We start from the raw sequence: 16,426 nt of genomic DNA, 5'->3' as shown, positions 1-16,426 counted from the left end.
AATGATAGGAAATGTAGTGAAAGCGAGGTTTTTAAAATGGCTCAGTTATGGGGAGGACGTTTTACCAAACAGACCGACAAGCTGGTCTATAATTTTAATGCGTCTATTTCGTTTGACCAGAAATTCTATAAACAGGACATTGAGGGAAGTATTGCACATGTGCGGATGCTCGGGAAACAGGGAATCTTAACCGAGGAGGAGATGCAGGCGATCGTCGCATGCTTAAAGGAAATCCTTGCGGATGTGGAAGCCGGACGTCTTGTTATAACGGATGAATATGAGGATATTCACAGCTTTGTGGAGGCGAATCTGATCGACCGTCTGGGAGACACCGGAAAGAAGCTGCATACCGGGCGCAGCCGCAACGACCAGGTGGCGCTCGATATGCGTCTCTACACCAGAGAAGAGCTGCTCCATGTGGATGCGCTCTTAAAGGAACTGCTCGGCACGATATTGCATATCATGGAGCAGAATACGGAGACGATCATGCCGGGTTTCACACACCTGCAGAAAGCTCAGCCGATCACGCTCGCGCATCACATGGGGGCCTATTTTGAGATGTTTAAGAGAGACCGCCTGCGCCTGCATGACATCTACGAGCGGATGAATTACTGTCCGCTTGGTTCCGGAGCGCTCGCAGGCACCACCTATCCGCTTGACCGTGCATACACGGCAGAACTGCTCGGTTTTTACGGACCGACTTTAAACAGCATGGACGGCGTGTCTGACCGCGATTATCTGATCGAATTTTTGTCTGCCTGCGCCACGATCATGATGCATCTGTCACGCTTTTCGGAGGAGGTCATTATCTGGAATTCCAACGAGTACCAGTTTGTGGAGATTGATGATGCGTACAGTACCGGAAGCAGCATCATGCCGCAGAAAAAGAACCCGGACATCGCAGAATTAGTCAGAGGAAAGACCGGACGCGTCTACGGCGCGCTGATGTCGCTTCTCACGACGATGAAGGGAATTCCGCTTGCGTACAATAAGGACATGCAGGAGGACAAGGAGCTTTCCTTTGACGCGATGGACACGGTCAAAGGCTGTATCGCGCTGTTTAACGGCATGCTCGCCACGATGAAGTTCAACAGGGAGCGCATGCGTGCTTCGGCGAACGGAGGCTTTACCAACGCGACGGATGCCGCCGACTATCTGGTGAACCACGGGGTGCCGTTCCGCGATGCACATGGAATTGTGGGACAGATCGTGCTTTACTGCATCGAAAAGGGAATTGCGATCGATGATATGAGCCTGGAGGAGTTAAAGGCAATCAGTCCGGTGTTTGAGGATGATGTCTATGAGGCGATCTCCATGGAAACCTGCGTGAACAAGCGTCTGACGGTGGGAGCACCGGGAAAAGAGGCGATGGAACAGGTGATCGCAGCGGAGAAGAAGTACCTGGAGGAAGAGTGGAAGCCTCTTGAAACTTCAATACAGTAACGTGACATTGTGAGAAATGTACAAGAACTGTCAAAAAAAGCCGGGAAGTTTTACGAAAAAAGCATTGCTTTTTGACGGGAAATGGCATAATATATTCACTATGACGACACTTGTTCGCCACCGACGGACACGAACAGTGCAAAAAGCAGGTACGTGTGATGATCCGGCAGAGGCAATGAGAGGCGGAGTCGTATGCCACAGCGGGTGTCATAAGAAAAAGATGAGGAGATTAGAAGAGTCATGAGTGAAAAGTTGAGAGTTGGTATTCTGGGTGGTACAGGTATGGTTGGTCAGAGATTTATTTCTCTGCTGGAGAATCATCCGTGGTTTGAAGTGACAACGATCGCAGCGAGCCCGAGAAGTGCCGGTAAGACTTATGAGGAGGCAGTCGGAGACCGCTGGAAGATGGACACACCGATGCCGGAAGCAGTGAAAAAGATTGTCGTTATGAATGTCAACGAAGTGGAGAAGGTTGCGGCAGAGGTCGATTTCGTATTTTCCGCAGTGGACATGACAAAGGAAGAGATTAAGAAGATTGAGGAGGAGTATGCGAAGACAGAAACTCCGGTCGTTTCCAATAACAGCGCGCACCGCTGGACACCGGATGTGCCGATGGTGGTTCCGGAGGTCAACCCGGAGCATATGGAGGTCATCAAATACCAGAAGGAGCGTCTTGGCACAAAGCGCGGTTTCGTGGCTGTAAAGCCGAACTGCTCCATTCAGTCTTACGCGCCGGTGCTTACGGCGTGGAAGGAATTTGAGCCGTATGAGGTGGTGGCAACAACCTATCAGGCCATTTCCGGAGCCGGCAAGACCTTTAAGGACTGGCCGGAGATGGTTGGCAATATCATTCCGTATATCGGCGGTGAGGAGGAGAAGTCGGAGAAGGAGCCGCTTCGTATCTGGGGACATGTGGACCCGGAGAAGAAAGCGATCGTTCCGGCCAAATCCCCGGTCATCACCTGCCAGTGCATCCGTGTGCCGGTGTTAAACGGTCACACTGCGGCGGTGTTCGTAAAGTTTAAGAAGAACCCGACAAAAGAGCAGCTGATCGAGGCACTTCGCAATTTCAGCGGTGTTCCGCAGGAGTTAAAGCTTCCGAGCGCACCGGAGCATTTTATCCAGTATCTCGAGGAAGATAACCGCCCGCAGATCGCTCTGGATGTCAACTATGAGAACGGTATGGGTATCTCGGTAGGACGTCTGAGAGAGGACACGGTCTATGACTGGAAGTTCGTGGGACTGTCCCACAATACCGTGCGCGGCGCCGCAGGCGGTGCAGTGCTCTGCGCAGAGCTTTTGAAAGCACAGGGATACATCACAGCGAAATAAAGAATAAAAAAGAATCCTGCTTGCAGGATTCTTTTTTATTTCATAGGAAATAGCGTGATACGTTAATGTGTGAAAGTAGAACTTCCCTATGAAAATAAAAAACGCTCCGCGAGGATGCGCAGCTCGCGGTAAGGAAAATATCGCTTTGCGAACCGCTTGCGCGCGGAGAATTTCGCAAGCGAGATTCTTTTTTATTGCCCGGAAAGTTAAAAAATGATATAATTTCCGCAGAACATATGGACAGATAGAATGTGCCGGATATGGGATGCGGTGTGGCTTTTCGTGCCCGGCAGGAAAGTGCAGAGGAGAAGAGATGGTCGTAAAATCGTCGGTGTTAATGGAACTGGAAGAGTGCTACCGGGAACCGGGCAATCAGCTGGTTGTGCTGTACGGGCGGACGGACTCGGAGAAGGAGAGGCTGCTTAGCGCATTTGTGCAGAACAAGAAGCATTTTTATTACCGCGCGAGACAGGTGGCGGAGCGAGAGCAGCGCGCGCAGATGGGGCGTGAACTGACGGCGCGGTTTGAGGTGATGCTGCAGAAGTATACCTATGAGGAATATTTTAACCGGGTAAAGAGCGGTGATCCCACGAAGCTGGTAGTCGTGATCGATGAATTTCAGTATATTGCCAAAAAGGATCCTACTTTTATGGAGGCGGTGCTGAAACTGAAAGCGCACAGGCTTTATCCGGGACCTGTGATGATTCTGCTCTGCAGCTCGGCGGTGTCATGGGCAGAGCGGGAACTTCCAGAGTGTATCGGTGAGGCGGCATGCCGCAAAATAGACCGGAAAATCAAATTTACGAATCTGAATTTTCTGGAAGTGGTGCGGGCGTTGCCCGAGTATCCGGTGGCGGAATGTATCAAGACTTACGGCATCATCGGCGGTGTGCCGGGATACATCAACCGCTGGAACGCAAAAGCGGATGTAAAGACCAATATCTGTAGACTGATTCTTTCGCCGGGCGGCTATCTGTACCATGCGGCGGAAGATCTGATCGGGGAGAGTCTGCGGGAACTGTCTGTCTATGAGACCATCCTGGCGCAGATCGCGGCCGGGCAGGACAAGCTGAATGATCTGTACCGGACGACCGGATTCTCGCGCGCCAAGATCAGCGTCTATATGAAGAATTTGGCGGCATTTGATATCATCCAGAAGGTGGTATCGTTTGAGACGGGCGGCTGGGAGAACACGAAGAAAGGTGTGTATCGGATCTGCGACAATTATGTGAATTTCTGGTTTCACTTTATCTATCCGCATCTGTCGGATTTGTATATGACCCGCCCGGAAGAATTCTACGACAGATATATCGCGCCCGGACTGGATGCGTACCTCTCCCGGTATTTTGTGGAGGTATGCATGGAATATCTGGGACTTCTCGGTATGGTGGGAAAGCTTCCGCTTAAGATTGCACGCATGGGAACCTGGGTTGGCAAAGAGGGGAATATCGACATCATTGCGCAGAATGAGATTCGACAGAATATGGTCGGACTCTGCAACTGGCAGGAACCCGAGCTTACGATGGAAATGTGCGAGGCGCTGTTCCTTAACATGAAGCGGGCAAAAATCGGCGCGGAATATTATTTCCTCTTTTCCGCACAGGGATTTGCACCGGAGGTTACCGCCATGGCGGAGCGGGATAAGCGGTTCGTGCTCGTGGATATGAATGAACTGTAAGTTGCCCGATGTCGAGAAAAATGCTATAATTTGCTTCATGCGAAAGTAATTGGAGGAACAGATTGTGGCAAAATCTTTGATCATCACGGAGAAACCGAGTGTTGCGCAGGAGTTCGCGCGGATTCTCGGCGTATCCGGAAGAAATGACGGTTATATAGAGAACGACGGGTATGTCATCACCTGGTGCGTGGGGCATCTGGTGGAGATGGTGTACCCGGAGGAGTATGATGAGCGGTATAAAAAATGGCGGCTGGAAGATCTGCCGTTTCTGCCGCGGGATTACAAATATAATGTAATCCCATCTGTGAGCAGGCAGTATGATGTGGTACATAAAATGCTGCACCGCGAGGATATTGACACGGTCTACTGGGCAGGAGATGCCGGAAAAGAAGGACAGACGATCGAGGAAAATATCCGGAAGTTCGGCGGCGTGCGCGAGGGCATGAAGGAGCTCCGCGTCTGGATCGATTCGCAGACTGAGGAGGAGATTCTGCGCGGCATCCGTGAGGCAAAAGATATGTCGGAGTATGACAATCTCGCAAAGTCGGGTGTGATGCGGACGATCGAGGATTATGCGATGGGAATCAATTTTTCCAGAGCCATGTCGGTAAAGTACGGAAAACTTCTGAATGATGCGGCGGGAACATCGAGCTATACGGCGATCGCGGTCGGCCGCGTCATGACCTGTGTTCTTGGCATGGTTGTGATCCGGGAGCGCGAGATCCGCAATTTTACAGAGACGCCGTTTTACCGTGTCGTGGGAACCTTTCATCCCGAAGGAGAGGAAGAATGCCGGATCACGGCGGAGTGGAAGGCAATAGAAGGCTCTAAATATTTTGAGTCGCCGCTTTTATATAAGGAAAACGGCTTTAAAAAGGAAGAGAGCGCGCAGACGCTGATTGCGGAGTTAAAGGGACAGGAAGCGCTCATTGATTCCGTGGAGACAGGGACGCAGAAAAAGCGTGCGCCGCTGCTTTTCAATCTTGCGGAGCTGCAGGCGGAGTGTTCCAAGCGTTTTAAGATCAGTCCGGATGAGACGCTGCAGGTGGCGCAGGATCTGTATGAGAAGAAGCTTACCACCTATCCGAGAACGGATGCACGTGTGCTCTCCTCGGCGGTGGCAAAAGAGATTACAAAAAATATCAGCAGACTGAAAAATTTTGCGCCGGTGGCTCCTTATGTGGAGCGCATCATGAAGGAAGGCCGCTGCCGGAACATTGCGAACACGCAGTATACGGATGATTCCAAGATTACCGACCACTACGCGATCATTCCGACCGGACAGCTCACAGAGCTGGAATCTTTAAACAGTCTTGAACGAAGCGTCTATGAGATGATTGTGCGCCGTTTCTTAAGCATTTTTTATCCGCCGGCGGAGTATCAGACGGTGAAGCTTGTCGTTGCGGCAGGCGGTGAGAAGCTTTACACTTCCGCGAAGCAGTTAAAGGTTCCGGGCTATCTGGAGATTGCAGGCATTCCGAAATCGGCGAAGGAGCGGAATGCGGCGAAGACGGACGGGGAGGAGCAGACGCAGGGCGGTGATGCTGAGGCTGCACAGGAAGAAGAGGAGAACGCCGGGCTTTTGGCGTATGCCGACAAGCTTCAAAAGGGAGAGACGCTTTTTTCGGACGGCTATGTCATCCGTGAGGGGAAGACCTCCCCGCCGAAGCGTTACACGTCAGGATCGATGGTGCTCGCCATGGAGAATGCCGGACAGCTCATCGAGGAGGAAGAATTAAGAGAGCAGATCAAGGGTTCCGGAATCGGTACATCTGCCACGCGGGCAGAGATCATCAAAAAGCTGGTTCGGGTCGGCTATCTGAATCTGAACAAAAAGACGCAGGTTCTCACGCCGGAGCGGCTGGGGGAAATGATCTTTGAGGTGGTTTCGATGACGGTTCCGGCACTGCTCAACCCCAAGATGACAGCTTCCTGGGAAAAGGGACTGGACGGAATTACGCGGGGAGCGGTCGTGATGGAGGATTACCGCTCAAAACTGGAGGATTTTATCCGCAGGGAGACGGTCGCCATGATCGAGCAGGATCTGACCGGCCAGATTGCCACGCGGATCCACCCGCTCGTCGGAAAGGGCGGAAAGGGGCTTGCGGCGAAGCGCAGCCTCGGCATTCCCTGTCCGGTGTGCGGAGGAACGATCGAGACGACGCCGTTCGGTTACGGGTGCAGCAATTATCAGAAAGATGGCGGCGGATGCCGCTTCTCCATCGGTACAATCGCCGGAAGAGACTTAAACGATGAGGAAGTAAAGGAGCTTTTGACCGAAGGACATACCGGCGTGCTGTCCGGGTTTGTCTCGAAGTCGAAGAAAAAGTTCTCGGCGAGCCTCATCCTGGAAAAGGATGATGAGGGAAAAGTTTCGGTTGGATTTGATTTTTCAAAGAACCAGCCGGAAATCCTGGAGGGTGTCGTATGTCCAGTGTGCGGTTCTGCCGTGGAGATCACGCCGTTTGGCTATAGCTGCGTCAAGCACCACGAGCATCCCGATGAATGTTATTTTTCCGTGGGAAAGATCGCGGGAAAGGCGCTGGGCGTCGATGATCTGACGGAGCTTCTTACGACCGGAAAGACCGGTCTGATCCGCGGCTTTACTGCCAGGAATAAAAAGAAGTTCAATGCCTGTTTAAAGCTGGAGCAGACGGAGGACGGAAGAAAGAATATTGCATTTGATTTTTCACAGAACGATGCCGCCGTTGTTCCCGATGTCGTGTGTCCGATCTGCGGCGGGGCGATTGTGGAGACGTCGTTCGGGTTCGGCTGCGCGAATTACAGGCAGGATGACCCGGACAGCTGCCGGTTTGCAATCGGTACGATGGCGGGAAAGGACTTAAACGCAGCGCAGGTGAAGGAGCTTTTAAATCAGGGGAGAACCGGAACGATCCGCGGATTCAAGTCGAAGAGCGGGAAGAAGTTTGACGCCTGTGTCGCTCTGGAACACACGGAAGACGGAAGAATTGAATTGAGATTTGATTTTGAACATGTCGAAGCCAAAAAGATCAAGGATGTGGTGTGCCCGATCTGCGGCGGTGATATCGTGGCGACGCCGTTCGGCTTTGGCTGTGCCAATTATGTGAAGGACGATCCGAACAGCTGCCGGTTCTCTGTCGGGAAGATGGCGGAGAAGGCACTGACGGAAGCGAACGTAAAGGAGCTTCTGACCAACGGAAGAACCGGAACGATCCGCGGCTTTAAGTCGAAGAGCGGGAAGAAATTTGATGCGCGCGTCGCACTGGCAAAGGATGAGAAGGGAAAGGTCACGGGGCTGAAGTTTGATTTTACGGATCTGGAAGCGCCGAAGGTAAAGGATGTAAAATGTCCGGTCTGCGGCGGAGATATCGTAAAGACGATGTTTGGATACGGCTGTGCCAACTATTCAAAGGAGAATCCGGACAGCTGCCGGTTCGCAATCGGCAAGATCGCGGGTGTCTCATTAAAGGAAGCACAGGTAAAGGAACTTTTGCTCCGCGGGAAGACGGACGTGATCAAGGGATTTGTGGCGAAGACCGGCATGAAGTTCGACGCGCCGCTGAAGCTGACGCCGGAAGGGCAGATCGCATTTGATTTTCCGGAGAAGCCAAAGCCCGTCGAGACAACACTTGCCTGCCCGAAATGCGGGAAAATGTTAAAGAAGAGCCAGTGGTATTACGAGTGTGAGTGCGGTTTTAAGGTCTCCCACACGGTGGCGAAGGTGGCGCTGACCGAGGAGGTCATGCGCGAACTGTTAGAGACAGGGAAAACCAAAGATAAAGTGACCGGGTTTGTGTCAAAAGCCGGCAACACGTTTGACACCTGCCTAAAGCTGGAGGATGACCGCATTGTGTTTGATTTTGACAATCCCGGCACAAAGCGTGAGGGTGCTTCCGACGGCAAGGGCGGGGAGCGCATGTTCTATGAGGAATTAGAAGAAAATGCACAGCCGCAGCCGCTGGCGGCTGAGGACGGCGCACAGTACATTGAGGAGGACGTGCCTCCGTTTTATGATGCGATGGCGGAGGAGTATGCGGCTTACGAGGAGGAAGAGGCAAAACAGCAGGCGGCTGCATCCAATTTTCTGGATGAATTTCCTGGATGAGAAACGAATGAGAAAAGAAAGTAAAAATCGGATGGCGTGCGGTGCATGCTTGCTATTGACAGCCGGATAAAATGTCATTAAAATTTGAGTAGTTATTGATAGAATCCGGCAGAAGACACAGGAGGAAACAGGGCATGGAGTACAATGAGCAGGCCTTTAAAGAGAAAGCCAATTTAAAGGCAATGAAAGTATGGCTGGCTTTGATTGCGATTATGACACTGTCATACGGAAGCGACCTTTCCAAGGGAATCTATACGGCGACGCAGTATGTTGTTTTTCTGGTTATGGCGTGGGTGCCGTTTGCAATCGGACTGCTGACGTTGAAGTTAAAGGGGAGAGCGACACCGTGTTATAAGGATGTCCTGGCTCTCGGATATGGCTTTTTCTATGCCTATGTGGTGTGTATCACGGACTCGGCGACCGCCTATGCATATATTCTGCCGTTGACGAGTATGTTGATTCTGTTCAAGGATCGCAGTTATATGATACGGTGCGCGGTCACAAACGAGATCGTCATTGTGCTCAGTGCACTGCTCCATGTCTTCCTCGGCCTGAATCCGAATGTGAAAATGACAGACTATTACCTGCAGTTTTCAACACTGCTTCTGTGTTATATCTGTTATATTCTTTCTGTCGACCACTTAAATGAGTCGGACGGAGCGCTGGTGGCATCGATCCGGGATAATCTGAGCCGGGTCGTGACGACGGTGGGACAGGTAAAGGGAGCGAGCAACTCGATTGTGGACGGCGTTACGGTTGTGCGTGAGCTGGCGGATGAGAACCGGCAGGGAGCGGATTCCGTCGTAAGCAGTATGGAGGAACTCACCCGGAACAACGATGTTCTCCACAATAAGACGATGTCCTCCATGGACCGGAGTACCGACATCAGCACGCAGGTGCAGAATGTGGCGGGACTGATCGATGAGATGGTGACGCTGATCCAGGAGTCGGTTGAGCATGCGGATGTGAGTGCGGAAGAACTTGCGGATGTCATGAATACGACGGATACCATGGCGGCGCTTTCCGGCGAGGTCGAGCAGGTGCTCGAGAACTTTAAGCAGAAATTTGAAATGGTAAAGGAAGAGACGGGTACCATAGAGGGAATCACGTTCCAGACGAACCTTCTGGCACTGAACGCTTCGATTGAGGCGGCGAGAGCCGGGGAAGCCGGAAAGGGCTTTGCCGTGGTGGCAGGTCAGATACAGGATCTGAGCATGGGAACCAAGACTTCTTCCGGACGTATCAGGGACGCACTGGATCATCTGGAGGAGACTTCGGAGAAGATGACGGAATCCATCACCAAGACGCTTGAGATGATCCGCATGACAAGAGAGAAGCTCACGCAGGTGCAGGAGAGTGTCACAAGCATTACCGATGATTCCAAAAAGCTGGGACAGAATATCGGGGTAATTGACGGCGCTATGAAGGAAGTGGAAGCTTCCAACAGCGACATGGTGGAGAACATGAAGCAGATCTGCGATACCATGGAGGTCATGACGGAGTGCATCAACCAGTCCGACGAAGCGTCCCGCACGATGCTCAGCAAATACGAGGAGTCTTCCGTCAATGTGGATAAGATTGAGAGTGTGGTAGGAAAGCTCATGGAAGAACTCGGTAGCGGCGGATTCATGGGAATTGGCGATGCGCAGCCGGGAATGCATGTGGTGTTAGTCGCTAAGAACGGAGCACAGGCAGCCGGGACGGAGTTCCACGGGGAAGTGTTTGAGAGTCAGAGCGACGGAGTTCTGGTAAAGATCAAGCCGGAAGCCGGAAAAACGATTGAGATAAAGAAAAAAGACATTACATATGAACTGCAGATCTGTGTCAACAATGCACTGTATACATGGGAGGATGTCAGCGTATCCGCCGCTTCCAATGCGGGTGCCGACAGCTACCGGATTGCTGTGGCGACAAACCCGAAGGTCATCAACCGCAGAAAGTATCCGCGTATGCCGGTTGCCAATGCATGTACCGTGACGCTGAAAAAATCCGGCAAAGCTTACAACGGCAGGATGATCAATATCAGCGCAGGCGGTTTCGCATTCAGCGCACATCAGGAGGATTTCGCAAATGCGATCGGGCAGGATATTTTGCTGGAAATCCCGGACTTCCCGCTGGAGGAGGCACGGACGCTGGACGGACATATCATCCGCAGTACGGATAATGATGGTGAGTTCATTGTCGGATGCCGTATGCCGGAGGACAGCGAAGAGATCCAGGCTTATGTCAATAAAAATTACAGGGAATAGAGAGGAATTTGTGTGATGGAAACAGCAAAAATCAGCCAGTTATATGACTTAGGGGAGACGATTGCGGCGGAACTGTTTGCGGGACTGACCTATCCGTGGGAGGCTCTGCCGAAAATCAGCGGCTTTATAAAGAAGCTGGGACCGACGCTTGACCCGGAGGTCTATGAGCAGCGCGGCGAGAATATCTGGGTGGCGAAGAGTGCGACGGTTGCACCGACTGCTTTCTTAAATGGACCTTTAATTATTGATGAGGATGCGGAAATCAGACACTGCGCTTTTGTCAGGGGGAATGCCATCGTAGGAAAAGGCTCCGTGGTGGGCAATTCAACAGAATTGAAAAACGTTGTGATTTTTAATTCCGTGCAGGTTCCGCATTACAATTACGTGGGAGATTCGATTCTCGGTTACAAATCCCATATGGGTGCCGGCTCGATCACTTCCAATGTCAAGTCGGATAAGACGCTGGTGGTGGTAAAGGATCATGATGAGAAAATTGAAACAGGGTTAAAGAAATTCGGAGCAATGCTCGGCGACTATGTGGAAGTCGGCTGCAATTCCGTGCTGAATCCGGGAACCGTCATCGGAAGCCACACCAATGTTTATCCGCTTTCGAGCGTGCGTGGCGTGGTTCCGGCAAATTCGATTTACAAGAACCGCAGCGAGGTAGTGGAAAAGCGGTAGGACAACAGAAGAGGGACAGAGACAATGAAGAGAAGATGGGTGCAGGGAATGCTTCTTGCAGGAATGCTGATTTTGACAGGATGCGGCGCAAAGAACAGTTCACCTGTGGAGAACGGTAAAGATTATACATGGAACGACATTACAGTGATGCTTCCGGAAGACTGGGCGGACCGCTGTACGATCAAAGAGGATGAGAATGGATTTACCATCTATCAGACGGCTTCCTATGAGAAGATGGAAGGACTTGGCTACCTGTGTTCCTTTGAAAAAAGCGACGCATGGATGAATTACGGTGCGGGAGAGAACCTGATCGCCTACACGGAGGACGGAACGCTGTATTACCTGATGCAGCCGACGGATGTTGCGTGCGATACGGAGGATCAGACAATCGTGGAAGAGTACGGATCCATGATGGAGGAGGTCACGGCCATCGCATCAAGTGTGAAGATCGATGCGGATGACGTTCATTACGATGCCGATCAGTATGTCGTTCCGGTTGGCGCAATACTGCCGGTGACGGAGGAGAATCTGTCGGATCTGTCAGAGCAGGAACTCTATCTGGCGGCAAACGAGATTTATGCCAGACATGGAAAAACCTTTGATGACACCTACCTGCAGGCGCATTTTGATGCGTGCAGCTGGTATACGCCCGCCGGGGGAGCGACTGCAGGCGATGCGGGATTAAGTGAGATTGAGCAGGCGAATCTGAAACTGATCAAGGCAATGCAGACGGCATATGAAGCGGAACATATATATCCGAAATCCTATTCGGCAGGCGAGACCGCAGAGATCGCTCTTTTGGACAATGGAGTTCTTAACGAAGTCAGCTACACGGTAACCGGTAAGGGGGAGCAGGTGGTCTGCACGCTCACGATCGACGGGACAGCGTACGACCTTGCCGAGTACATTCAGATGCACGCGCCGGTTGAGGATGCGTTTTATGTGACAGACCTTGTGGAGAACATCGGAACACCGGAAGAGGATGATGGTCTGGAGATTGCCGTACTTGATGAAGGAACAGATGGCATCGGGGCGACCCATTTTTTCAAATATGATGGAGATCTTTACTATCTGGGAGAGGTCGGAGGATTCCCGTTCCGGGACCGGAATGCCGGATTCAGCGGTTTTAACGGCCAGGGCGGTGTGATGGATCTGATCCGTTACGACAAGCCGGCAGACTGCATCCTGCAGGGGTATGCCTGGTACAACAGTTCGGAGAAGAAGATCGAGCATGCGGACGGCGGGCTTTATTCCTATTACGAGCCGTGTAAGCTGGAGCATAAGGGAGCACTGACCGTGTATTTTTCGATGGATGAGACATCAGCAGAACAGACGATTGCGGCAGGGGAGGACATCTACTGTATCCGGTCGGACGGAGACGGTTGGATGTATGTGCGTGCAAAAGACGGAACGGAAGGGTTTTTACCTGTGACGCAAATGTAAGAAAAGCAGCTGTTTTGACAAAAGTGCATAAAATTTGCAGTACCCACTTGTGAAAATCAAGAAAATGTGAGAGAATAAATGCAGTATGTTAAATGTGTAACAATGTTTAACAACTCAGTTCTATTTATGCGAAAGGAGTCTTAAAATGATTTACACTAAGGAAGTTGAAAACATGTGCCCAGTCGCAAAGGGCGCAAAACATGAACCAGCTCCGATTCCGGAAGAAGGCAAGTGGGTTCATTCCAAAAAAATTGAAGATATTTCAGGCTTTACACACGGTGTAGGCTGGTGTGCACCTCAGCAGGGTGCCTGCAAGCTTTCCCTGAATGTGAAGAATGGTGTGATCGAAGAGGCATTAGTTGAGACCATCGGATGCTCCGGTATGACACATTCTGCAGCTATGGCAGCAGAGGTATTACAGGGTAAGACCATCCTTGAGGCACTCAATACAGACCTTGTCTGTGATGCCATCAATACAGCAATGAGAGAGTTATTCTTACAGATCGTTTACGGTCGTACACAGAGTGCTTTCTCTGATGATGGACTTGCAATCGGTGCCGGTCTTGAGGATTTAGGAAAAGGACTTCGTTCCCAGGTTGGTACCATGTACGCAACCAAGGAGAAGGGCGTTCGTTATCTGGAGATGGCTGAGGGCTATGTAACAGGTATCGCTCTTGACGAGAACAACGAGGTTATCGGATACCAGTTCGTTTCTCTTGGAAAAATGACTGACTTCATCAAAAAAGGCGATGATCCGAACACTGCTTGGGAGAAAGCAAAGGGACAGTACGGCCGTGTAGCAGATGCTGTTAAAATCATCGACCCGAGAGAAGAGTAGGAAAGGAGACGGACGAAAATGGCATTATTTGAAGGATATGAAAGAAGAATTGACCAGATCAACGCTGTATTAAACAGCTATGGTATCAGCTCCATCGAAGAGGCAGAGAAGATTACCAAAGATGCTGGTTTGAATGTATATGATCAGGTAAAGAAGATTCAGCCGATCTGTTTCGAGAACGCTTGCTGGGCTTACACAGTAGGTGCTGCAATCGCAATCAAGAAAGGATGCACAAAGGCTGCTGATGCTGCTGCAGCAATCGGTGAGGGTCTTCAGGCATTCTGTATCCCGGGTTCTGTTGCTGACCACAGAAAAGTAGGTCTTGGACATGGTAACCTTGGTAAGATGTTATTAGAGGAAGAGACCGAGTGCTTCTGCTTCCTGGCAGGTCACGAGTCTTTCGCAGCTGCTGAGGGTGCAATCGGTATCGCTGAGAAGGCAAACAAAGTACGTCAGAAACCTCTGCGCGTTATCTTAAACGGTCTTGGAAAAGACGCTGCACAGATCATCTCTCGTATCAATGGATTTACATTCGTTGAGACACAGTATGACTACAAGGCAGCAAAATTAAACGTTGTATACGAGAAGGCATACTCCAACGGACTTCGCGCTACTGTAAAGTGCTACGGTGCAGATGACGTTCAGGAAGGTGTTGCAATCATGCATCACGAGAACGTAGGTGTTTCCATCACCGGTAACTCTACGAACCCGACACGTTTCCAGCATCCGGTTGCAGGTACATACAAGAAAGAATGTATCGAGCAGGGTAAGAAATACTTTTCCGTTGCATCCGGCGGTGGTACAGGCCGTACCCTTCACCCGGACAACATGGCAGCAGGTCCTGCTTCCTACGGTATGACAGATACCATGGGACGTATGCACTCTGACGCACAGTTCGCAGGTTCCTCTTCCGTACCGGCTCACGTTGAGATGATGGGTCTGATCGGAATGGGTAACAACCCGATGGTTGGTGCTACAGTTGCTGTTGCAGTAAGTGTTGAGGAAGCTCACAAAGCTGGTAAGTTCTAAGTAGTATCGTATTTAATTGAAAAGCAGGGAATATACTTTAAGCGGTATGTTCCTTGCTTTTTATTCTATAAATTTCTTGATTTTCCAGTGAAGATCTTTCTCAAAGCTTTGAAAAAATCCCTTGCCAAACCGCGCACATTCGTGCTATGCTACTTTGCAACAGTGCAGTATTACATGGAGAGGAATGGAACGGTTATGCTAAAGATCATTGATGATTTTGTCTGGGGAGTTCCCCTGATCGTGCTGATCCTTGCGGTTGGCATATTTCTGACGATCCGTCTGCGGGGACTTCAGATCACGAAGCTGCCGCTTGCGGTCAGACACATTATTGCAAACGAAAAAGACGGCAAGGACGGAGAGGTGTCGAGTTTCGGCGCACTCTGCACGGCGCTGTCGGCAACGATCGGTACCGGTAATATCGTGGGAGTGGCGACGGCGGTCGTGGCAGGCGGGCCGGGCGCCTTGTTCTGGATGTGGATTGCGGCGCTGTTTGGCACGGCGACCAAGTATACGGAATGTCTTTTGGCGATCAAGTACCGCGTGGTGGAAGCGGATGGACATGTGGTCGGCGGACCGTTTTACTATATTGAGAACGGTATGGGCAGAAAATTCCGCTGGCTGGGACAGATCTTCGCATTCTTCGGCGTGGGAGTCGGTCTGCTCGGCATCGGAACCTTTACGCAGATCAACGGAATTACCGGTGCGGTAAAGGGCTTTTTTGATCCGGAGACGGCATGTTCGGTGCATCTGTTTAGCAACACCTATTCGTGGAGCGTTGTGATATCCGGGCTGATACTGACCGTGTGCGTGGCACTCGTTATTATCGGAGGGATTAAGCGGATTTCCTCCGTGGCACAGGTGGTTGTGCCGTTTATGGCGCTTGTGTATGTGGTGACTGTGCTGATCATTCTGCTGACGCATTTGGGAGAGATTCCGGCAGCACTTGCCACCATCGTACAAAGCGCGTTTGGACTCCGTGCAGCGGCAGGAGGAACACTTGGCGCAATCCTTGTTGCGATGCAGAAGGGAATCGCGAGAGGTATTTTCTCCAACGAAGCGGGGCTTGGAAGTGCGCCGATCGCTGCAGCTACCGCGAAGACCGATGAGCCGGTGGCGCAGGGACTGGTATCCATGATGGGAACGGTGATCGATACGCTGATTATCTGTACGATGACCGGATTGTCCATCATCATCACGGATACGTGGAACATCGGTCTGGACGGGGTGGATGTCACGACAAGAGCGTTTCAGATCGGGCTTCCGTTCCCGGAACGCGTCTCCTCGTTTTTACTGATGCTGTGTCTGGTGTTTTTTGCATTTACAACGATCCTTGGCTGGAATTATTACAGCGAGAAATGTCTGGAATATCTGGTGGGCAACCGTCCCGGGGTGTTAAAATGCTATCGCTGGCTGTATATTCTGGCGGTATTGATCGGACCGTTTATGACCGTGTCGGCAGTCTGGACGATTGCGGATATTTTTAACGGACTGATGGCGCTGCCGAATCTGATTGCACTGGTGGCGCTAAGCGGTGTGGTGGCAGCCGAGACGAAGCAGTATTTTGCAAAACAGAAGAATTTTTGATGGTTTTGCCAAAGGACAGAGTAAGTTGTTGGATACTCTGTCCTTTTTTCTGCTATAATAGA

Annotated in this window: 10 protein-coding genes; all 10 read left to right on the top strand. The window is 51.2% G+C overall.

The window, feature by feature from the left end:
* Nucleotides 1-36 precede the first annotated feature (36 nt).
* The 10 genes from argH (at nucleotide 37) to RHOM_RS08350 (ending at nucleotide 16,364) form a co-directional block, all read left to right on the top strand.
* The gene (argH, locus tag RHOM_RS08395; RefSeq protein WP_014079870.1) at nucleotides 37-1,443 is read left to right on the top strand and encodes an argininosuccinate lyase; all 1,407 of its coding nucleotides are present in this window, start codon (nucleotides 37-39) and stop codon (nucleotides 1,441-1,443) included.
* Nucleotides 1,444-1,683: 240 nt separating this feature from the next.
* The gene (gene asd / locus RHOM_RS08390; protein WP_014079869.1) at nucleotides 1,684-2,775 is read left to right on the top strand and encodes an aspartate-semialdehyde dehydrogenase; all 1,092 of its coding nucleotides are present in this window, start codon (nucleotides 1,684-1,686) and stop codon (nucleotides 2,773-2,775) included.
* A 313-nt stretch (nucleotides 2,776-3,088) separates the two neighbouring features.
* Nucleotides 3,089-4,453 (top strand): ATP-binding protein, encoded by a 1,365-nt coding sequence (locus RHOM_RS08385; RefSeq protein WP_014079868.1) that lies wholly within the window; start codon nucleotides 3,089-3,091, stop codon nucleotides 4,451-4,453.
* Nucleotides 4,454-4,517: 64 nt separating this feature from the next.
* Nucleotides 4,518-8,540, top strand: a complete 4,023-nt coding sequence (locus tag RHOM_RS08380; protein ID WP_014079867.1) for a DNA topoisomerase III — start codon at nucleotides 4,518-4,520, stop codon at nucleotides 8,538-8,540.
* A 134-nt stretch (nucleotides 8,541-8,674) separates the two neighbouring features.
* On the top strand, nucleotides 8,675-10,789 hold the full coding sequence (locus tag RHOM_RS08375) for a methyl-accepting chemotaxis protein (RefSeq protein ID WP_014079866.1): 2,115 nt from the start codon (nucleotides 8,675-8,677) through the stop codon (nucleotides 10,787-10,789).
* Nucleotides 10,790-10,804: 15 nt separating this feature from the next.
* Complete coding sequence (locus RHOM_RS08370) at nucleotides 10,805-11,470, top strand: acyltransferase (protein ID WP_014079865.1); 666 nt, start codon at nucleotides 10,805-10,807, stop codon at nucleotides 11,468-11,470.
* A gap of 24 nt (nucleotides 11,471-11,494) precedes the next feature.
* A complete protein-coding gene (locus tag RHOM_RS08365; RefSeq protein WP_014079864.1) occupies nucleotides 11,495-12,913 on the top strand; it encodes a YARHG domain-containing protein in 1,419 nt (472 codons plus the stop codon).
* A 145-nt stretch (nucleotides 12,914-13,058) separates the two neighbouring features.
* A complete protein-coding gene (locus RHOM_RS08360; RefSeq protein ID WP_006858743.1) occupies nucleotides 13,059-13,751 on the top strand; it encodes an iron-sulfur cluster assembly scaffold protein in 693 nt (230 codons plus the stop codon).
* Nucleotides 13,752-13,769: 18 nt separating this feature from the next.
* On the top strand, nucleotides 13,770-14,780 hold the full coding sequence (locus RHOM_RS08355; RefSeq protein WP_014079863.1) for a GGGtGRT protein: 1,011 nt from the start codon (nucleotides 13,770-13,772) through the stop codon (nucleotides 14,778-14,780).
* A 174-nt stretch (nucleotides 14,781-14,954) separates the two neighbouring features.
* Nucleotides 14,955-16,364, top strand: a complete 1,410-nt coding sequence (locus RHOM_RS08350; RefSeq protein WP_044024651.1) for an alanine/glycine:cation symporter family protein — start codon at nucleotides 14,955-14,957, stop codon at nucleotides 16,362-16,364.
* Nucleotides 16,365-16,426: the final 62 nt, after the last annotated feature.

The organism is Roseburia hominis A2-183 (assembly GCF_000225345.1).
Lineage (GTDB): Bacteria > Bacillota > Clostridia > Lachnospirales > Lachnospiraceae > Roseburia > Roseburia hominis.
This window is presented reverse-complemented; position numbering and strand designations above follow the sequence as displayed.

Coding starts and splice junctions, on each gene's coding strand:
- RHOM_RS08365 (WP_014079864.1), top strand. CDS start 11,495: ATGAAGAGAAGATGGGTGCAGGGAATGCTTCTTGCAGGAATGCTGATT.
- RHOM_RS08360 (WP_006858743.1), top strand. CDS start 13,059: ATGATTTACACTAAGGAAGTTGAAAACATGTGCCCAGTCGCAAAGGGC.
- asd (WP_014079869.1), top strand. CDS start 1,684: ATGAGTGAAAAGTTGAGAGTTGGTATTCTGGGTGGTACAGGTATGGTT.
- argH (WP_014079870.1), top strand. CDS start 37: ATGGCTCAGTTATGGGGAGGACGTTTTACCAAACAGACCGACAAGCTG.
- RHOM_RS08370 (WP_014079865.1), top strand. CDS start 10,805: ATGGAAACAGCAAAAATCAGCCAGTTATATGACTTAGGGGAGACGATT.
- RHOM_RS08375 (WP_014079866.1), top strand. CDS start 8,675: ATGGAGTACAATGAGCAGGCCTTTAAAGAGAAAGCCAATTTAAAGGCA.
- RHOM_RS08355 (WP_014079863.1), top strand. CDS start 13,770: ATGGCATTATTTGAAGGATATGAAAGAAGAATTGACCAGATCAACGCT.
- RHOM_RS08350 (WP_044024651.1), top strand. CDS start 14,955: ATGGAGAGGAATGGAACGGTTATGCTAAAGATCATTGATGATTTTGTC.
- RHOM_RS08385 (WP_014079868.1), top strand. CDS start 3,089: ATGGTCGTAAAATCGTCGGTGTTAATGGAACTGGAAGAGTGCTACCGG.